Raw genomic sequence first — 19,405 nt, 5'->3', positions numbered from 1 at the left:
TCGTGAAGTTCACTATTACCCGCCTGATGATCAGCAGCGCTACAGCACTGATCCTTGTGGCGCTGGGGCTGTCATTCTGGATTTCTCATCAGGTCAACCGCCTGGATGATCTCAGCCGACAGTTGGAAAACCTCAGTAGTGCCCAGCAAGAGGTAGAAGAACTTCGTTACCACACGGCGCAAATTCAGCAGTTCTACACCGACGCAAGCTTGACCGGCGAAAACGAGGCAGCCGCCACCGCCCATCGGCACTTTCAGCGGATGCAGGAGAAGCTGAACGAACTCAAGCAGGCAATTCCAGCATTCCGCCTCGAACTGGAGGCGATGAACGCCCCGGCAGAACGGCTCGACAATGTGGGCCTGCGCATGTTCCAGGCCTACACCGGTCCCGGCAAGGAGTCTGGCGACAAGGTGATGGAAGACTTCGACCAGCGTTCGGCAGAAGTGATTCGTGCGTTCGCCGGGCTACGTGACCCGCTGTCGGCCAAGTACAAGACAACCCTCAGCGAAACCAGCGAAGTGCGTGAGTCCCTGAAGGTCAATACGCTCGTGGCCTGGGGCATAGCGTTGCTATTGATCCTTGGCACCCTTTGGCTGATCAGCCGCCGCGTCCTGCCCCCCCTCAACCGGATGTCCAGTTCGTTACGCGATTTGAACACCGGTAATGGTGACCTCAGCCGTACGCTGCGCCAGGACAACGATGATGAGATCGGTGAAGTGGTTGCGGGCTTCAATCAGTTCGTTGCCGGCCTCAGGGGGCAAATTGCGACGGTAGCCCAAGTAGGCTGCACCTTGGGCCAGTCATCGACGCACTTGGTCAATGATGCGCAAGCTGCCGAAGCGAGCGCCGAAACCTTGCGTTCGGAAGTGGATCAAGTGGCCACAGCAGTCAATCAGATGGCCGCCACCGTACAGGGCGTGGCCGCCAATGCCCAGGCAAGCTCGGCCCAAACCGGTGATGCTGATCGCCAGACGCAAGAAGCGATTGGCGTGGTGAACCAGACAATTGTCGAGATTCGAACCTTGGCCAACGAAGTCGGCCGGGCGTCCGAAGTGATTCAAACCCTGGAAACCCACTCACGTTCCATCGGTGGGGTGCTGGAAGTGATACGGACCATTGCCGAACAAACCAACTTGCTGGCGTTGAACGCCGCCATTGAAGCGGCACGCGCAGGCGAGCAAGGCCGGGGCTTTGCCGTGGTAGCCGATGAAGTCCGCACCTTGGCCAGCCGTACCCAGGCCTCGACCCAAGAAATCCAGGGCATGATCGAGCGCCTGCAGAGTGCGTCCCAAGAGGCCGTCGCAGTCATGCAGGAAAGCCGTACCTATGCCGAAAAAGGTGTCACGCAGGCCGAAATAGCCGGTCAGGCACTGGTGAACATCAGTACCTTGATGGCCTCGGTATCGGGGATGAGCTTGCACATCGCTGAAGCGGCTCGCGAGCAGTCCATGGTCAGCGATGAAATCAACCAGCGGATCAGCAGCGTGGCGAATGTCGCCGGGCGTACCGCAGAATTGTCTGAGAGCACACTGGCCAGTGGCCGAGCGGCTGGTGAAGACGCTCGACGGCTGGATGAGATTGTCAGCCAGTTCAAGCTATAGGCCGGTCTGAAGCAGGCGAGCAGCGCTGGTAAGCAACGCGCTCGCCTCAACAGCTGCCTTACTCCACGGTCACCGACTTGGCGAGGTTGCGTGGCTGGTCAACGTCGGTCCCTTTGAGCACGGCAACGTAGTACGACAGCAACTGCAGCGGAATGGTGTAGAGAATCGGCGCCAGGGCATCAGCGATGTGCGGCATCGCGATCACGTGAGTCCCTTCACCATTGCTCATGCTGGCTTGCTCATCAGCAAAGACGACCAGTTGGCCACCACGGGCGCGCACTTCCTGCAGGTTGGACTTGAGCTTTTCCAGCAGCTCGTTGTTCGGCGCCACGGTGACCACCGGCATGTCGTTGTCCACCAGCGCCAGCGGGCCATGCTTGAGCTCACCAGCCGGGTAGGCTTCGGCGTGGATATAGGAGATCTCCTTGAGCTTGAGCGCCCCCTCCATCGCCACCGGGAACTGCGCACCACGACCAAGGAACAAGGTATGGTGCTTGTCGGCGAACAGCTCCGAGATTTTCTCGATGGTGGCATCCATCGCCAACGCTTCGCCCAGGCGAACCGGCAGGCGGCGCAATTGCTCGACCAGATCGGCCTCAACGCCTGCTCCCAGGGTGCCACGCACTTGGCCCAGGGCCAGGGTCAGCAGCATCAACGAAACCAGTTGGGTGGTGAACGCCTTGGTCGAGGCCACACCGATTTCCGGGCCGGCCAGTGTCAGCAGGGTCAGGTCCGATTCACGTACCAGCGAACTGATCCCGACGTTGCAAATGGCCAGGCTGGCCAGGAAGCCCAGCTCCTTGGCATTGCGCAGCGCTGCCAGGGTGTCTGCGGTTTCACCAGACTGGGAGATCGAAACGAACAGGGTGTCGGGCTGCACAACCACCTTGCGGTAGCGGAACTCGCTGGCCACTTCGACCTGGCACGGAATACCGGCCAGTTCTTCCAACCAGTAGCGCGCAACCATACCCGCATGGTAACTGGTGCCACAGGCAACGATCTGCACATTGCGAACCTTGGCAAACAGCTCGGCGGCTTGCGGGCCAAAGGCCTGAACCAGCACATGGTCAGTGCCCAGCCGACCCTCCAGCGTGCGCTGCACCACCGTAGGCTGCTCGTGGATTTCCTTGAGCATGAAGTGGCGGTATTCACCCTTGTCAGCCGCTTCTGCACCTTCGTGGTACTGCACCGCTTCACGCTGAACAGCTTGGCCAGCCTGGTTCCAGATACTGACCTTGTCGCGGCGAATCTCGGCGATATCACCTTCTTCCAGGTACATGAAACGGTCGGTGACCTGGCGCAGGGCCAACTGGTCGGACGCCAGGAAGTTTTCCCCATGGCCCAGGCCAATCACCAGCGGGCTGCCGCTACGCGCAGCGACGAGGCGATCCGGTTGTTTGGCGCTGATAACGGCCAGGCCATAGGCACCGTGCAGTTGCTTGACCGCTACCTTGAGCGCTTCGGTCAGGTCCGGCTGGGTCTTGAGGGTGTGATGCAGCAGGTGAACGATCACCTCGGTATCGGTTTCCGAGCTGAACACATAACCCAGGCTCTTGAGCTGCTCGCGCAGCTCCTCATGGTTCTCGATGATGCCGTTATGCACCACCGCCAGGTCGTGGCCGGAAAAATGAGGGTGTGCATTGCGCTCGCTGGGCGCACCGTGGGTTGCCCAACGGGTATGGGCGATACCCAGCAGGCCCGACAGCGGTTCGGCGGCAACGGCAGCTTCCAGCTCACTGACCTTGCCGATACGACGACGGCGCTCCAGGACGCCTTGCGCGCTATAGACGGCCAGGCCGGCGCTGTCATAGCCACGGTACTCCAGGCGCTTGAGGCCTTCGATGAGGATAGTGGTGATGTTACGTTCAGCGACGGCGCCAACGATTCCACACATAGAAATTACTCCTAGCTGATTGCGGCGCAGATAACGTTTACGCCGCGGGCTTCAATCTGTTCACGTGCCGCTTGGGGCAGGCGCTCATCAGTAATCAGGGTATTGACGCTGCTCCAGGGCAGCTCGAGATTGGGGATCTTGCGACCGACCTTGTCCGATTCGACCATGACAATCACTTCCCGCGCGACCTCGGCCATGACCCGGCTCAACCCCAGCAACTCATTGAAGGTGGTGGTGCCACGCACCAGGTCGATGCCATCGGCGCCAATGAACAACTGGTCGAAATCGTAAGAGCGTAGTACCTGCTCGGCGACCTGGCCCTGGAAGGATTCGGAATGCGGATCCCAGGTACCGCCGGTCATCAACAGCACCGGTTCATGCTCAAGCTCGCTAAGGGCGCGGGCGACATTCAACGAATTGGTCATCACCACCAGGCCCGGCTGCTGGCCAAGCTCAGGGATCATGGCGGCGGTCGTACTGCCACTGTCGATGATGATTCGCGCATGCTCACGAATCCTGCCCACTGCAGCGCGGGCAATGGCCTGTTTATAGGCAGACACCGGCTGTGCCTGATCGGCAATCAGTTCCTGAGGCAGCGTAACCGCGCCGCCGTAACGACGCAGCAACAGACCATTGGCCTCAAGAGCCGCCAGGTCTTTGCGGATAGTGACTTCCGAGGTCTCGAAACGTTTGGCCAACGCATCGACACTGACCTCGCCCAGCTCATTCAGCAGCGCGAGGATGTTGTGCCGTCGTTGTGGAGTGTTTCGTTTCGACATTTTGGCTTTAAGTTTCGTTTCGTAAGTTAATGAAGCCAATCAAAACCTAAAGCTTTCACTTCGTCAAGGACGATGCGTATGTTTTTGCCTGTGCATAACTAGACATGACTGGAGCTTTTATCCACCAATCCCGGCCTAGAGCGCCTGGCATAAAAAAAGCCGACTTATGCACAATCCAGTCGGCTCTTTTATTCACATGTGGATAACGTCAGTTCTTCTTGATCTTCTCTGGCCGCTTCCAGCCATCGATATTGCGCTGACGTGCCCGACCAACGGCTAACTGAGCTGCATCGACATTCTGCGTAATGGTCGAACCGGCTGCCGTTGTAGCGCCAGAAAGGATATCCAAAGGCGCAACCAGGGAGTTGTTGGAACCGATGAAGACATCCTCACCCAACACCGTCTTGAACTTGTTCGCACCGTCATAGTTGCAGGTGATGGTGCCTGCGCCAATGTTGGTCCGTGCGCCGACTTCAGCGTCGCCCAAGTAGGTCAGGTGACCGGCTTTGGCACCCTCGCCCAGGTGAGCATTCTTCAACTCGACAAAGTTACCCACATGGGCTCGTGCTTCCAGCACGCTGCCAGGGCGCAGACGCGCGAATGGGCCGGCGTCGCTGCCCTCGCCCATGATGGCACCTTCGATATGGCTGTTGGCCTTGACCACCACGCCTTTGCGCAGGGTGCTGTCCTTGATCACACAATTAGGACCGATCACCACGTCGTCTTCGATCTCGACACGACCTTCCAGGACCACGTTGATGTCGATCAGCACATCACGACCAACGGTAACCTCGCCACGTACATCGAAACGCGCCGGATCACGCAGGGTGACGCCCAGCGCCATGAGCCGACGTGCCTCACGCAACTGATAATGACGCTCCAGCTCAGCCAGTTGGCGACGGTCGTTGGCGCCTTGCACTTCCATCGGGTCGTGCGGTTGCTCGGTGGCAACCACCAGGCCATCCGCAACGGCCATGGCGATCACGTCGGTGAGGTAGTACTCACCCTGCACATTGTTGTTAGACAGCCGGCCAAGCCACTCAGCCAAACGCGCCCCCGGGACAGCGAGGATACCGGTGTTGCCTTCCTTGATCGCCCGCTGTGCTTCGCTGGCATCCTTGTGCTCGACGATTGCCGCCACCTGGCCCTGTGCATCACGCACGATACGGCCATAGCCTGTCGGGTCGTTCAGCGTAACGGTCAGCAAGCCCAGTTGCTGCGCAGTAACCTTGGCCAGCAACCGCTTGAGGGTGTCGACTTCGATCAGCGGCACATCACCGTAAAGGATCAGCACGGTATCGGCCGTCAGGTGTGGCAGCGCCTGTGCGACAGCATGGCCTGTGCCCAGTTGTTTGTCCTGCAGTACAAAATTCAGATCGTCGGCAGCCAAACGCTCACGAACCACTTCCGCGCCATGCCCGATTACCACATGCATACCCTGTGGCTGAAGCTGCCGGGCGCTGTGGATAACATGGCCAAGCATGGAGTTGCCCGCAACCGGGTGCAGCACCTTGGGCAAGGCTGAACGCATGCGTGTGCCTTGGCCCGCGGCGAGAATAACGATATCGAGAGACATGACTGGCTACCAATCCTGGGTGGTCAGCGACTGTGACCAAAAAGAAGGAGTTACAGAAAAAGAAAAAGGGTAGCCGAGGCTACCCTTTAACTCAATCGCACTACAGAAGCTTGGCTTAACCGCCGAACTTCTTGCGGATCTGCTGGACGGTGCGCAGCTGGGCTGCGGCTTCGGCCAGACGTGCAGCGGCGGAACCGTAGTCGAACTCCGCGCCTTTTTCGTGCAGGGCCTTTTCAGCAGCCTTGACGGCTTCCTGAGCGGAGGCTTCATCCAGGTCGCTAGCGCGTTGCACGGTATCGGCAAGCACCTTGACCATGTTCGGCTGGACCTCGAGGAAACCACCGGAGATGTAGAACACCTCCTTGTCGCCACCCTGCTTGGTCAGCGTGATCGGACCCGGCTTCAGATCAGTGATCAGCGGGGCGTGGCCTGGAGCGATACCGATATCACCCAGGTTGCCGTGCGCAACCACCATCTCGACCAGACCGGAGAAAATTTCTCCTTCCGCGCTGACGATATCGCAATGGACTGTCATAGCCATCTGCTTGCCTCAACCTGATTAGCGCCCCTTTCGGGGCGCCGGGATTACAGTTTCTTGGCTTTCTCGATCGCTTCTTCGATGCCGCCGACCATGTAGAACGCTTGTTCTGGCAGGTGGTCGTAGTCACCGTTGAGGATGCCTTTGAAGCCAGCAATGGTGTCTTTCAGGGAAACGTATTTACCCGAAGCACCGGTGAAGACTTCAGCCACGAAGAACGGCTGGGACAGGAAGCGCTGGATCTTACGAGCACGGGATACCAGTTGCTTGTCGGATTCGGACAGTTCGTCCATACCCAGAATGGCAATGATGTCCTTCAGCTCTTTGTAGCGCTGCAGCACGTACTGAACACCGCGAGCGGTTTCGTAGTGCTCGGTGCCGATGACCAGAGGGTCCAGCTGACGCGAAGTCGAGTCCAGTGGATCGACCGCTGGGTAGATACCCAGGGAGGCGATGTCACGGGACAGTACCACGGTGGCGTCCAAGTGGGCGAAGGTGGTCGCTGGCGACGGGTCAGTCAGGTCGTCCGCAGGTACGTATACGGCCTGGATCGAGGTGATCGAACCTTGCTTGGTCGAAGTGATGCGCTCTTGCAGCACGCCCATTTCTTCAGCCAGGGTCGGCTGGTAACCTACTGCCGAAGGCATACGGCCCAGCAGTGCGGATACTTCGGTACCGGCCAGGGTGTAACGATAGATGTTGTCGACGAACAGCAGAACGTCGTTACCTTCGTCACGGAACTTCTCAGCCATGGTCAGGCCGGTCAGCGCTACGCGCAGACGGTTTCCTGGTGGCTCGTTCATTTGGCCGTATACCAGAGCAACCTTGTCCAGTACGTTGGAATCCTTCATCTCGTGGTAGAAGTCGTTACCCTCACGAGTACGCTCACCCACACCGGCGAACACGGAGAAACCGCTGTGCTCGATGGCGATGTTACGGATCAGTTCCATCATGTTTACGGTTTTGCCTACACCGGCACCACCGAACAGACCAACCTTACCACCCTTGGCGAACGGGCAAACCAGGTCGATAACCTTGATACCGGTTTCGAGCAGGTCGTTGCCACCAGCCTGTTCTGCGAAGGAAGGCGCGGCACGGTGAATGCCCCAACGCTCTTCTTCGCCGATCGGACCAGCTTCGTCGATTGGGTTGCCCAGGACGTCCATGATACGGCCCAGAGTCGCTTTACCGACTGGAACGGAGATGGCTGCCTTGGTGTCAACGACGTCCAGACCGCGCTTCAAGCCTTCGGTCGAGCCCATCGCAATGGTACGTACTACGCCGTCGCCCAGCTGCTGCTGAACTTCCAGAGTAGTTTCCGCGCCCTGTACTTTCAGCGCGTTATAGACACTCGGTACGCTGTCACGTGGGAATTCCACGTCAATGACGGCGCCGATGATTTGAACGATACGTCCGCTACTCATAGCTGGATCCTCTGAATATTTGAACCGTTAAACCGCGGCAGCGCCGCCGACGATTTCCGAGATCTCTTGGGTGATCGCAGCCTGACGTGCCTTGTTGTAGATCAGCTGCAAATCGCTGATCAGGTCGCCGGCGTTGTCGGTGGCGTTTTTCATTGCGATCATCCGCGCAGCTTGTTCAGCCGCGTTGTTCTCGACTACCGACTGGTAGACCTGCGACTCCACGTAACGCACCATCAGGCCGTCCAGCAGCTCTTTGGCATCGGGTTCGTAGAGGTAGTCCCAGTGGTGCTTGAGTTCTTGATCCGGGGTTGCGACCAACGGAATCAACTGCTCGACCGTTGGTTTTTGCGTCATGGTATTGATGAACTTGTTCGACACCACGGACAGGCGATCGATACGGCCTTCCAGGTATGCGTCCAGCATGACTTTGACGCTACCAATCAGATCGTTGATCGATGGCTCTTCGCCCAAGTGGCTGATTGCAGCAACGACGTTACCGCCGAAGTTACGGAAGAATGCCGCACCTTTGCTGCCGATCACGCACAGGTCGATCTCGACGCCTTGTTCGCGGTTTGCCGACATGTCCTTGACCAGGGCCTTGAACAGGTTGGTGTTCAAGCCGCCGCACAGACCACGGTCACTGCTCACCACGATATAACCGACACGCTTGATGGCGCGATCGATCATGAACGGGTGGCGGTATTCCGGGTTGGCGTTGGCCAGATGACCAATCACCTGGCGGATGCGCTCCGCGTAAGGACGGCTAGCAGCCATACGCAGTTGAGCCCTGCGCATCTTGCTGACCGCCACTTTTTCCATGGCGCTGGTAATTTTTTGCGTGCTTTTGATGCTCGCAATCTTACTGCGAATCTCTTTTGCGCCTGCCATGTAACACCTATCAGGTTAGCAAGCGGGGGCTGCAAAGCCCCCGCTGCGGCTTACCAGGTTTGGGTGGCCTTGAACTTCTCGATACCGGCTTTGATGCCAGCGTCGATTTCGTCGTTGAAGTCACCCTTCACGTTGATCTTCGCCATCAGTTCGGCGTGATCACGGTTGAAGTAAGCAATCAGCGCTTGTTCGAAGCTACCGATCTTGGCGATTTCAACGTCGACCAGGAACCCACGCTCAGCGGCATACAGCGACAGCGACATGTCAGCGATGGACATTGGCGCGTATTGCTTCTGCTTCATCAACTCGGTAACACGTTGACCGTGCTCGAGTTGCTTACGGGTGGCTTCGTCCAGGTCAGAAGCGAACTGGGCAAATGCAGCCAGTTCACGGTACTGAGCCAGAGCGGTACGGATACCACCGGACAGCTTCTTGATGATCTTGGTCTGAGCGGCACCACCTACACGGGATACCGAAACACCGGCGTTAACTGCAGGGCGGATGCCCGAGTTGAACATGGCCGATTCCAGGAAGATCTGACCGTCGGTGATCGAGATCACGTTGGTCGGAACGAACGCGGAAACGTCGCCAGCCTGGGTTTCGATGATCGGCAGAGCGGTCAAGGAACCGGTTTTGCCAGTTACTGCACCGTTGGTGAACTTCTCAACGTACTCTTCGGAAACGCGCGATGCACGCTCCAGCAGACGGGAGTGGAGATAGAACACGTCACCTGGGTACGCTTCACGTCCTGGTGGACGACGCAGCAGCAGGGAGATCTGACGGTAAGCAACAGCTTGCTTGGACAGGTCATCGTAAACGATCAGCGCGTCTTCACCGCGGTCACGGAAGAACTCGCCCATGGTGCAACCGGCGTATGGCGCCAGGAATTGCAGTGCGGCGGATTCCGAGGCACTGGCGGCAACAACGATGGTGTTAGCCAGAGCGCCGTTTTCTTCCAGCTTGCGAACAACGTTGGCGATGGTCGATTGTTTCTGACCAACGGCGACGTAGACGCAGAAGATGCCACTGTTTTTCTGGTTGATGATCGCGTCAACCGCCATGGCGGTTTTACCGATCTGACGGTCACCGATGATCAGCTCACGCTGGCCACGGCCGACTGGAATCATGGCGTCGACGGATTTGTAGCCAGTCTGTACAGGCTGGTCTACCGATTTACGCCAGATAACGCCCGGAGCAACTTTCTCGACCGCATCGGTCTCGGTGTTGTTCAGTGGGCCTTTACCGTCGATTGGGTTACCCAGTGCGTCGACTACGCGACCCAGCAGTTCCTTACCAACCGGAACTTCCAGGATGCGGCCGGTGCACTTGGCACTCATGCCTTCGGCAAGGGAGGTATATGCGCCCAGTACTACCGCACCAACGGAGTCTTGCTCCAGGTTGAGGGCCATACCGTAGACGCCGCCCGGAAACTCGATCATTTCGCCGTACATAACGTCGGCCAGACCGTGGATCCGCACGATACCGTCAGAAACGCTGACGACAGTACCTTCGTTGCGGGCTTGAGAGGCGACATCGAGTTTCTCGATGCGACCCTTAATGATTTCACTAATTTCGGAAGGATTGAGTTGCTGCATTGCTCTGCTGCCCCTTCAAACTCAAGATTTCAATGCTTCGGCCAGTTTCGCGATTTTGCCGCGAATCGAGCCATCGATTACCAGGTCGCCGGCGCGGATCACGACACCACCTATGAGGGAGGTATCCTCCACAGCGTGCAGTCGCACTTCCCGGCTGAGCCGTGCACTGAGAACCTTGGCGAGTTTGTCTTGCTGTTCTTGGTTCAACGCAAAAGCACTAGTGACTTCCACGTCCACGGATTTTTCCTGCTCGGCCTTGTACAGCTCGAACAGCGACGAAATCTCCGGCAACAGCAGGAGACGGTCGTTTTCCGCGGCAACATGAATGAAATTCTGTGCCTGGGCATCAAACTTGTCACCGCACACTTCAATAAAAGTGGCGGCCTTTTCTGCGCTCGTCAGTCGCGGGGCCTTGAGCAGGCGCTGCATGGTGCCGTCTTGCGACACCGCAGCAGCCAGGCCGAGCATGGCTGACCAATTGGCCAGTTGCTGATGGGCCTGGGCATGCTCAAAGGCAGCCTTAGCGTAAGGTCGGGCCAACGTGGTCAATTCTGCCATGATCGCCCTCGCTTAAATTTCAGCGGCCAGTTTGTTAACCAGCTCCGCATGCGCGTTTTGATCGATTGTGGCACCAAGGATCTTCTCAGCGCCGTTAACGGCCAGGCTACCCAGTTGGGCGCGCAGCGCGTCTTTGACACCGTTAAGTTCCTGTTCGATCTCGGCCTGAGCCTGAGCCTTCACACGGTCAGCTTCGACGCGGGCCTGATCACGGGCTTCCTCGACGATCTGAGCACCGCGCTTCTTGGCTTGCTCAATGATTTCGGCTGCCTGAGCTTTCGCTTCGCGCAGTTGCTGACCCACTTTATCTTGGGCCAGCTCCAGGTCGCGAGCTGCTCGGCTGGCAGCGTCCAGTCCATCCGCGATCTTCTTCTGACGTTCTTGCAATGCCGCGATGACCGGAGGCCACACGAACTTCATGCAGAACAGCACAAAGATGAAGAACGCAACGGACTGGCCAATCAGGGTTGCATTAATGTTCACGCCAACACCTCGCTCGTTCTTTGTCCATCACACAAAACCACTCGAAAATTCGAGTGATTAGCCGGCGATTTGACCAACGAAGGGATTAGCGAAGGTGAAGAACAGAGCGATACCAACACCGATCATGGTTACGGCGTCGAGCAGACCGGCAACGATGAACATTTTAACTTGCAGCATTGGAACCATCTCTGGCTGGCGAGCAGCGCCTTCCAGGAACTTGCCGCCCAGCAGGCCGAAACCAATGGCGGTACCCAGTGCACCCAGGCCGATCAGCAGAGCAACAGCGATAGCGGTAAGACCAACTACAGTTTCCATCTTTCCTCCCGACTTTTACGTCGTATTGGTTAGGTTTTTTAGTTTGAAGCGGTAAAGCAAAATCGTTTTGTACAGCTGCCCTTGCGGACCTTTTGCGACCCTTGCCCGTACCGGCGAAAGGGTCTTCAGACACGCCAGGCGGTCTTAATGGTTATCTTCGTGAGCCATCGACAGGTAGACGATGGTAAGCATCATGAAGATGAACGCTTGCAGGGTGATGATCAGGATGTGGAACACCGCCCACGCCCACTGCAGCACCACGCCCAGGCCGCTGAGCCAGAGCAGACCAGCACCGAACATCACGGCAATCAGGATGAACACCAGCTCGCCGGCGTACATGTTGCCGAAAAGACGCAGTGCCAGGGAGATTGGCTTGGCGATCAGGGTCACAAATTCCAGCAGGAAGTTCACCGGAATCAGCAGGATCTGAACGAAGATGTTCTTGCTGCCGAACGGATGCAGGGTCAGTTCGCCGAGGAAACCGCCGATGCCCTTGACCTTGATGCTGTAGAAAATGATCAACGCGAACACGCAGAAGGCCATGGCCAGAGTAGCGTTCGGGTCAGTCGTGGAGACCGCACGGAAAGGAATGTGCTTGTCGCCGGAAATCAGCATGGCCAGTTGAGGAATCCAGTCGACCGGTACCAGGTCGATGGCGTTCATCAGGAAGACCCAGACGAAGATGGTCAGCGCCAGCGGTGCGATAACCGGGCTACGACCGTGGAAACTGTCCTTGACCGAACCGTTGACGAACTCCACCAGCACTTCAACGAAGTTCTGCAGGCCGCCAGGTTGACCGGAAGTTGCTTTCCGGGCCGCCATGCGGAACAGGAGAATGAAGATCAGACCCAGCGCAAAGGACCAACCCAGGGTGTCCACGTGGAACGCCCAGAAGCCCATTGCTTTGGCTTCTGCTGCGGAATGGGCAAAGCCCCAACCGCCGTCTGGTAGTTGACCGTAGGTCAAGTTCTGCAAGTGGTGCTGGATATAGCCCGAAGCGGTTTCTGCTGCCATGTTTGCCTCAAACGCCCTAAGGTCTCGAAAGTCTTGTTTTCACTAGCAGGGGCGCGAACCAGCTGACCAACTGGGTCAGCAGAAAGACGCCGAATACTGCTAATGGCGCCAATGGCTTCACTCCTGCAAACGTCAGCGCGAACAGCACTGCCGTCAAAATCAATTTGCCTGCCTCGCCAGCGTAAAACGACTTGACGATGGCCTGCGCTGCCCTGGCTCCGGTAAACCGAAAAGCCTTCCAAGCAAAGTACACATTCGGTAGCCAGGCAATCAGCCCTCCGCAGAGACCTGAATATCCGTCGACTGCCCCGCGCCACTGCCACAACGCCAAGGCTGCCAACAGAAACACGACACACTGAGCCAGCAGTACCGGAAAAACCGCCCAGCGATGGAAAGGCAAGCGGTTTGGCGTGCGGGTTTCCATCACAACTGCTCCTCAAAAGTCGGCCAACCCGTCAACTCTGACTTGGCATAATTTGTGCCGACAAAATGCGCGCAGAGTATAGGGGCGGTTTAACCCCTATTCAACTGCTGGGTAGTGATTTCCGACTGTGCGCTACAACAGGAATTGTTTCAGCGGATGTGAGCAAGGACGCCCTGCAACTCATCCAGTGAGTTATAACGAATCACCAACTGGCCCTTGCCCTTGTTCCCATGACGGATCTGGACAGCCGAGCCCAACCGCTCTGCGAGCCGCTGTTCAAGGCGTGCGATGTCCGGATCAGGCTTGGCCGGTTCGACCGGTTCAGGCTTGCCATTGAGCCACTGACGGACCAGTGCTTCAGTCTGGCGCACCGTCAGTCCACGTGCGACAACATGTCGCGCCCCATCAACCTGTTGCTCATCCGGCAATCCGAGCAATGCACGTGCATGGCCCATTTCCAGATCTCCATGGGAGAGCATGGTCTTGATGACTTCCGGCAGGGTGATCAAGCGCAACAGGTTGGCCACGGTAACCCGCGACTTGCCCACGGCATCAGCAACCTGCTGCTGGGTCAGCTGGAACTCATGCTGCAGCCGTTGCAGGGCAATCGCCTCTTCCACCGGGTTGAGGTCCTCGCGCTGGATGTTCTCGATCAGCGCCATCGCGATGGCTGCCTCATCGGGCACATCACGAACCATTGCCGGAATGGTATCCATGCCGGCCTGCTGACTGGCGCGCCAGCGGCGCTCACCCGCAATGATTTCGTAGCGATTGTCAGCGATCGGACGAACCACGATCGGCTGCATGACGCCCTGGCTACGGATCGAGTGCGCCAATTCCTCCAACGCCTGCGGATCCATGTCGCGGCGAGGTTGGTACTTCCCGCGCTCGATCAGGTCGAGCGGCAGGTGTTGCAGTTCTTTCTGATCGACTTTGACAGCCTGCTCTTCGAGCGCGCTGACAGTCGGACCACTCAGCAGTGCATCCAACCCACGTCCGAGACCTCGTTTCTTAACGGCCATACGGATTCCTTAAGTTGCTTGTGCAGTGCGAGATTGACGACGCTGGCGACGCACCATCTCACCGGCCAGGGCCAAGTAGGCCAAGGCACCGCGCGATTGCTTGTCATAGGCCAGCGCCGGCATGCCGAAGCTTGGTGCCTCGGCCAGGCGAATGTTGCGCGGGATCACGGTGTCGTACAGCTGATCACCGAAATGCTCCTTGAGCTGCGCCGATACATCGTTGATCAGGCTCAGGCGCGGGTCATACATGGTCCGCAGCAAACCTTCGATCTTCAGCTGTGGATTAAGCCGCTCGGCAATCCGCTTGATGTTATCCACAAGGTCACTCAAACCTTCCAGCGCAAAGTATTCACATTGCATCGGAATGATCACGCCATCGGACGCGACCAAGGCGTTGAGGGTCAACATCGACAACGACGGCGGGCAATCGATGAGGATGTAGTCGTAGCTTTCACGGATCGGCGCCAGCGCGGTACGCAGGCGACTCTCCTTCATCTGCATTTCCAGCAACACCACCTCGGCGGCGGTCAGGTCACGGTTGGCCGGCAGCAGTTGATAACCACCGTGCTCGGAGAAGCGCATGGCCTGGGCCAGATCGCATTCACCGATCAACAGGTCATAGACCGAATGTTCCAGGACGTGTTTATCCACACCACTGCCCATGGTGGCGTTGCCCTGTGGATCGAGATCGATCAGCAGCACGCGGCGCTTGGTCGCCACCAGCGATGCTGCGAGATTGATACAGGTGGTGGTCTTACCCACACCACCCTTCTGGTTCGCGATTGCGAATACCTTAGCCATTCTTGCTTGTGTTCCCAGTCATGCCGTGCGGCGCAGTATCAGCAGATGGCGCTGGCCTTGGCAACCCGGTACGGTCAAGGCCTGCTCGCTATCCACTTTGAAATCTGCCGGCAATGCTACCAGCTCATCAGCTGGATGCAGCCCTTTCATTGCCAGCCACTGCGTCTGGGTATCCCCCAGGTGCCGCGTCCAGTTAGTGAAGTTTTCCATGCTGCTGAAAGCACGCGAAATGATTCCGGTGAAAGGGCGCTCCGGCTGGAACGCCTCAACCCGATTGTGGATAACTTGCAGGTTATCCAGTTTCAATTCCAGCTTTACCTGAGTCAGGAAGCGGGTTTTCTTGCCATTGCTGTCGAGCACCGTGACCTGCTTTTCCGGATGCAGGATAGCCAATGGAATACCGGGCATGCCACCGCCGCTGCCGACGTCAAGCCAACGCTCGCTGTGGATAAACGGCATTACACTCAGGCTGTCGAGCAAATGACGGGAAACCATCTCGTCCGGGTTACGCACAGCGGTCAGGTTATACGCCTTGTTCCACTTGATCAGCAGTGCCAGGTACGCCAGCAGTTGCTCCTGCTGGCTGGCACTCAACTCGACGCCCAGTTCGCGGGCGCCTGTGGACAACTCTTCGGCATGTTGAGGGGTGACCATGGAACTCAAGCGCTTTGCTCCAACTCACGGCCTGCGCCGCGTTTTTTCAGGTGAATCAGCAAGAGTGAAATTGCTGCCGGGGTTACGCCAGGGATACGGGAAGCCTGACCCAATGTTTCCGGACGACTCTGGCTGAGTTTGCTCTGAATTTCCTTGGAAAGCCCGGAAATGTTCGTGTAGTCGATATCCTCGGGCAGACGGGTATCTTCGCTGGCACGCAGACGAGCAATTTCTTCCTGCTGGCGATCGATGTAGCCGGCGTACTTGGTCTTGATTTCGACCTGCTCGGCAACTTGTGGATCAATGCCTTCGCTACCGGTGACTTCAATCAAACCGGCGTAATCGATTTCCGGACGGGTGAGCAGGTTGAGCAGGTTGTACTCATGGCTCAGCGGCGTACCGAATTTCTCTGCAATGGCTTGGCCTTGCGCCGTACCAGGGCGTACCCAGGTGCTTTTCAAACGTTGTTCTTCGCGCTCGATACCTTCGCGTTTAGCGGTAAAGGCCGCCCAACGGGCGTCGTCGACCAGGCCCAGTTCGCGACCTTTTTCGGTCAGACGCAGGTCGGCGTTGTCTTCACGCAGGATCAACCGGTACTCGGCCCGAGAAGTGAACATGCGGTACGGCTCTTGAGTACCGAGGGTGATCAGGTCGTCGACCAACACACCGATATACGCTTCATCGCGGCGCGGGCACCAGCTTTCACGGCCCTGTGCACGCAATGCGGCGTTGGTCCCGGCCAGCAATCCTTGTGCACCGGCTTCTTCGTAGCCGGTGGTGCCGTTGATCTGGCCAGCAAAGAAAAGGCCGCCAATCACTTTGGTTTCAAGGCTGTACTTGAGATCTCGTGGATCGAAGTAATCGTACTCGATGGCATAACCCGGACGAACGATGTGCGCATTCTCCATGCCGCGGATCGATCGAACGATCTGCAGTTGCACGTCGAATGGCAGGGATGTGGATATCCCGTTCGGATACAGCTCGTGTGTCGTCAGGCCTTCAGGTTCGATAAAGACCTGATGGCTCTCCTTGTCCGCAAAGCGGTGAATCTTGTCTTCGATCGAAGGGCAGTAACGCGGGCCAATACCCTCGATGACACCGGAGTACATTGGCGAACGATCAAGGTTCGACGCAATGATTTCATGGGTGCGTGCGTTGGTGTGGGTAATCCAGCAACTGACCTGGCGCGGGTGCATCTGCTGCGACCCCATGAACGACATCACCGGGGTGGGCGTGTCACCCGCCTGTTCGGTCATCACCGAGAAATCCACAGAGCGACCATCGATACGCGGCGGGGTGCCGGTTTTCAGACGACCAACCCGTAAGGGCAATTCACGCAGGCGATGTGCCAGGGCAATCGACGGTGGATCACCGGCACGACCACCGGAGTAGTTCTGCAAACCGATGTGGATAAGTCCACCAAGGAAAGTACCGGTGGTCAGTACCACTGCATCGGCGAAGAAACGCAGGCCCATTTGAGTAACCACACCACGCACCTGGTCCTGCTCGACGATCAGGTCGTCGCACGACTGCTGGAATATCCACAGGTTGGGCTGGTTCTCAAGGATCTCGCGCACTACCGACTTGTAGATCGCACGGTCTGCCTGTGCACGGGTGGCACGTACTGCCGGACCTTTGCGGTTGTTCAGAACGCGGAACTGGATACCACTCTTGTCGGTTGCCAGCGCCATTGCGCCACCGAGTGCATCGATTTCCTTGACCAGGTGGCTTTTGCCAATACCACCGATGGCCGGGTTGCAACTCATATGACCGAGGGTTTCCACGTTGTGGGTCAACAGCAGGGTTTTCACACCCATGCGTGCTGACGCAAGCGCAGCCTCGGTACCGGCATGGCCGCCGCCGATGACGATCACTTCAAAACGGGAAGGGAAATCCACCACGCACCTCGTGCCTGTTTCGCGAATAAATAAGGGATAGCCGACAAGTATAGGGACTTCCCCCCCTCTAAAGGAACCTTTTGCACAAAATTTAACCAGCCTGTGGATGAGTGGCAGGCAATAGAAATTAAAGAGAGAAATTTATTAAAGCTTTGTTTTTATGTTTATTCTTATGCAGCCACCTTTCTGTGGATAAAGTGCTACAGGCCTTTATCTACGTCGTGTACAGCGATTTATAAGCCTGTGATCTAGTGGGTCTGAGCGTTCTGGATAAGCGCTTTAAGCCTGTGGATCAAATGGCTAGTTACCCACAGCGCAGGTTATCTCCAACCTTGAAGGCCAGTTATCAACGGAGCTGAAGGTGAGTTTTCCACAGGGCTTAATTCACAGGTAGCCAGTACGCGGGCAGGAAAAACCCTCAGGCGTGACCTGTGAATGCATTCGTGTCGGGAGAGAAAGGCGGGAGATGACGCGCAGCAGTCGGCTCGAAACTGAGCCGACTGTGGATAAGGTGCTTACTTGCCGATGCAGAAGCTGGAGAAGATTCGGCCCAACAAGTCGTCGGAGCTGAATGCACCGGTGATTTCACCAAGAGCTTGTTGTGCCTGACGCAGGTCTTCAGCCAAAAGCTCACCAGCGCCAGCCAGGGTCAACTGTGCACGACCGTGTTCAAGGTTGTCGCTGGCCTGGCGGAGCGCTTCCAGGTGGCGCCTGCGAGCGCTGAAGCTGCTCTCGGCGGTCTGTTCATAACCCATGCAGGCCTTGAGGTGTTCGCGCAGTAGATCAAGCCCCATGTCCGTATCCTTGGCACTCAAGGTAATGGTGACATGGCCATCATCGCTGTGCGTCATGGTGATCGGCTCACCACTGAGGTCCGCCTTGTTGCGAATCAGGGTGACCTTGGCGGGATCCGGGCGCAGATCAAGGAACTCTGGCCAGAGCGCAAATGGATCGCTGGCTTCAGGTGCGGTGCTATCCACCACCAGCAATACCCGGTCGGCCTCGCCAATAGCTTTCAGTGCGCGTTCTACACCAATCTTTTCCACATGGTCGTCGGTGTCACGCAAACCGGCGGTATCGATGACATGCAGCGGCATGCCATCGATGTGGATATGTTCACGAAGAATGTCCCGGGTAGTACCGGCAATATCAGTGACGATGGCTGCCTCGCGACCGGCGAGCACGTTCAACAGGCTGGATTTGCCCGCGTTGGGGCGCCCGGCAATAACCACGTTCATGCCATCGCGCAGCAAGGCCCCCTGCCCGGCTTCGCGCAGTACTGTGGATAATTCAGCACGTACCTGATCAAGCATGCTCAAGACATGGCCATCGGCAAGGAAGTCGATTTCCTCTTCAGGGAAGTCGATGGCTGCTTCCACGTAGATGCGCAGGTTGATCAACCTCTCGGTGAGTTTATCCACACGTCGGGAAAACTCACCCTGCAACGAACGCAAGGCGTTACGTGCCGCTTGTGCAGAACTGGCCTCGATTAGATCGGCAATTGCTTCGGCCTGCGCCAGGTCAAGCTTGTCGTTGAGAAAAGCACGCTCGCTGAATTCACCTGGGCGAGCAAGCCGGCAGCCCAACTGCAGGCAACGCTGCAAGAGCATGTCCAGCACCACCGGGCCACCGTGCCCCTGGAGTTCGAGTACGTCTTCACCGGTAAACGAATTCGGTCCAGGGAAGTACAGCGCCAGCCCTTCGTCGATGACCTGGCCATCGTCGCCGCGAAAAGGCCCGTAATGCGCGTAGCGCGGGGTTAGTGTCCGGCCAGCGATCAACAACCCGGCTTGGCTCGCCAAGGGGCCGGAGATACGCACAATCCCTACCCCTCCGCGCCCTTGGGCGGTGGCGATGGCAGCGATGGTTTCACGCGGAGTATTCATGATCGATGGCCTCACGACAAAAACGACAGATAGCAAAACGCCCCACGAGGGGGCG

The 19,405-nt window shown here is 57.6% G+C and carries 18 protein-coding genes and 1 pseudogene; 2 read left to right on the top strand and 17 right to left on the bottom strand.

What is annotated here, in order from left to right; genetic code table 11:
• Positions 1-26 precede the first annotated feature (26 nt).
• Positions 27-743: pseudogene (locus EKA13_RS28840) on the top strand (HAMP domain-containing protein); the annotation flags it as partial.
• A gap of 153 nt (positions 744-896) precedes the next feature.
• Positions 897-1,601: a methyl-accepting chemotaxis protein gene (locus EKA13_RS28835; RefSeq protein ID WP_425415171.1), complete on the top strand. Its 705-nt coding sequence runs from the start codon at positions 897-899 to the stop codon at positions 1,599-1,601.
• 58 nt (positions 1,602-1,659) lie between these two features.
• Here the strand turns inward: EKA13_RS28835 and glmS are convergent, their stop codons facing one another.
• From glmS to mnmE, 17 genes are all read right to left on the bottom strand, one after another.
• Complete coding sequence (gene glmS / locus EKA13_RS11805; RefSeq protein WP_065759580.1) at positions 1,660-3,495, bottom strand: glutamine--fructose-6-phosphate transaminase (isomerizing); 1,836 nt, start codon at positions 3,493-3,495, stop codon at positions 1,660-1,662.
• Between the two features lie 11 nt (positions 3,496-3,506).
• On the bottom strand, positions 3,507-4,274 hold the full coding sequence (locus tag EKA13_RS11800) for a DeoR/GlpR family DNA-binding transcription regulator (RefSeq protein ID WP_065759579.1): 768 nt from the start codon (positions 4,272-4,274) through the stop codon (positions 3,507-3,509).
• A gap of 208 nt (positions 4,275-4,482) precedes the next feature.
• The gene (gene glmU, locus EKA13_RS11795) at positions 4,483-5,850 is read right to left on the bottom strand and encodes a bifunctional UDP-N-acetylglucosamine diphosphorylase/glucosamine-1-phosphate N-acetyltransferase GlmU (RefSeq protein ID WP_065759578.1); all 1,368 of its coding nucleotides are present in this window, start codon (positions 5,848-5,850) and stop codon (positions 4,483-4,485) included.
• A gap of 115 nt (positions 5,851-5,965) precedes the next feature.
• The gene (locus EKA13_RS11790) at positions 5,966-6,391 is read right to left on the bottom strand and encodes a F0F1 ATP synthase subunit epsilon (RefSeq protein WP_065759577.1); all 426 of its coding nucleotides are present in this window, start codon (positions 6,389-6,391) and stop codon (positions 5,966-5,968) included.
• 44 nt (positions 6,392-6,435) lie between these two features.
• Positions 6,436-7,812 carry a F0F1 ATP synthase subunit beta gene (gene atpD, locus EKA13_RS11785; RefSeq protein ID WP_065759576.1) on the bottom strand — a complete coding sequence of 459 codons (1,377 nt, stop codon included), beginning with the start codon at positions 7,810-7,812 and terminating at the stop codon, positions 6,436-6,438.
• Between the two features lie 27 nt (positions 7,813-7,839).
• A complete protein-coding gene (gene atpG / locus EKA13_RS11780) occupies positions 7,840-8,700 on the bottom strand; it encodes a F0F1 ATP synthase subunit gamma (protein ID WP_065759575.1) in 861 nt (286 codons plus the stop codon).
• A 50-nt stretch (positions 8,701-8,750) separates the two neighbouring features.
• Positions 8,751-10,295 (bottom strand): F0F1 ATP synthase subunit alpha, encoded by a 1,545-nt coding sequence (gene atpA / locus EKA13_RS11775; protein ID WP_065759574.1) that lies wholly within the window; start codon positions 10,293-10,295, stop codon positions 8,751-8,753.
• A gap of 21 nt (positions 10,296-10,316) precedes the next feature.
• A complete protein-coding gene (locus EKA13_RS11770; RefSeq protein WP_065759573.1) occupies positions 10,317-10,853 on the bottom strand; it encodes a F0F1 ATP synthase subunit delta in 537 nt (178 codons plus the stop codon).
• A gap of 12 nt (positions 10,854-10,865) precedes the next feature.
• Positions 10,866-11,336: a F0F1 ATP synthase subunit B gene (locus EKA13_RS11765; RefSeq protein WP_065759572.1), complete on the bottom strand. Its 471-nt coding sequence runs from the start codon at positions 11,334-11,336 to the stop codon at positions 10,866-10,868.
• Positions 11,337-11,393: 57 nt separating this feature from the next.
• Positions 11,394-11,651, bottom strand: coding sequence for a F0F1 ATP synthase subunit C (gene atpE, locus EKA13_RS11760; protein ID WP_003097235.1), 258 nt, complete (start codon positions 11,649-11,651; stop codon positions 11,394-11,396).
• A 144-nt stretch (positions 11,652-11,795) separates the two neighbouring features.
• On the bottom strand, positions 11,796-12,665 hold the full coding sequence (gene atpB / locus EKA13_RS11755; protein ID WP_065759571.1) for a F0F1 ATP synthase subunit A: 870 nt from the start codon (positions 12,663-12,665) through the stop codon (positions 11,796-11,798).
• 16 nt (positions 12,666-12,681) lie between these two features.
• Positions 12,682-13,089 carry a F0F1 ATP synthase subunit I gene (locus EKA13_RS11750; RefSeq protein WP_065759570.1) on the bottom strand — a complete coding sequence of 136 codons (408 nt, stop codon included), beginning with the start codon at positions 13,087-13,089 and terminating at the stop codon, positions 12,682-12,684.
• Between the two features lie 149 nt (positions 13,090-13,238).
• On the bottom strand, positions 13,239-14,111 hold the full coding sequence (locus EKA13_RS11745) for a ParB/RepB/Spo0J family partition protein (RefSeq protein WP_065759569.1): 873 nt from the start codon (positions 14,109-14,111) through the stop codon (positions 13,239-13,241).
• A 9-nt stretch (positions 14,112-14,120) separates the two neighbouring features.
• Positions 14,121-14,912: a ParA family protein gene (locus EKA13_RS11740; RefSeq protein WP_065759568.1), complete on the bottom strand. Its 792-nt coding sequence runs from the start codon at positions 14,910-14,912 to the stop codon at positions 14,121-14,123.
• Between the two features lie 18 nt (positions 14,913-14,930).
• The gene (rsmG, locus tag EKA13_RS11735; protein ID WP_176717420.1) at positions 14,931-15,566 is read right to left on the bottom strand and encodes a 16S rRNA (guanine(527)-N(7))-methyltransferase RsmG; all 636 of its coding nucleotides are present in this window, start codon (positions 15,564-15,566) and stop codon (positions 14,931-14,933) included.
• Between the two features lie 5 nt (positions 15,567-15,571).
• Positions 15,572-17,464, bottom strand: a complete 1,893-nt coding sequence (gene mnmG, locus EKA13_RS11730; RefSeq protein ID WP_065759566.1) for a tRNA uridine-5-carboxymethylaminomethyl(34) synthesis enzyme MnmG — start codon at positions 17,462-17,464, stop codon at positions 15,572-15,574.
• A gap of 515 nt (positions 17,465-17,979) precedes the next feature.
• On the bottom strand, positions 17,980-19,350 hold the full coding sequence (mnmE, locus tag EKA13_RS11725; RefSeq protein WP_065759565.1) for a tRNA uridine-5-carboxymethylaminomethyl(34) synthesis GTPase MnmE: 1,371 nt from the start codon (positions 19,348-19,350) through the stop codon (positions 17,980-17,982).
• Positions 19,351-19,405: the final 55 nt, after the last annotated feature.

Source organism: Pseudomonas defluvii (genome assembly GCF_001695625.1).
In the GTDB taxonomy this organism is placed as follows: Bacteria; Pseudomonadota; Gammaproteobacteria; order Pseudomonadales; family Pseudomonadaceae; genus Aquipseudomonas; species Aquipseudomonas defluvii.
Note: the sequence above shows the minus strand (reverse complement) of the source record. Positions and strands in the feature narration are given on the sequence as shown.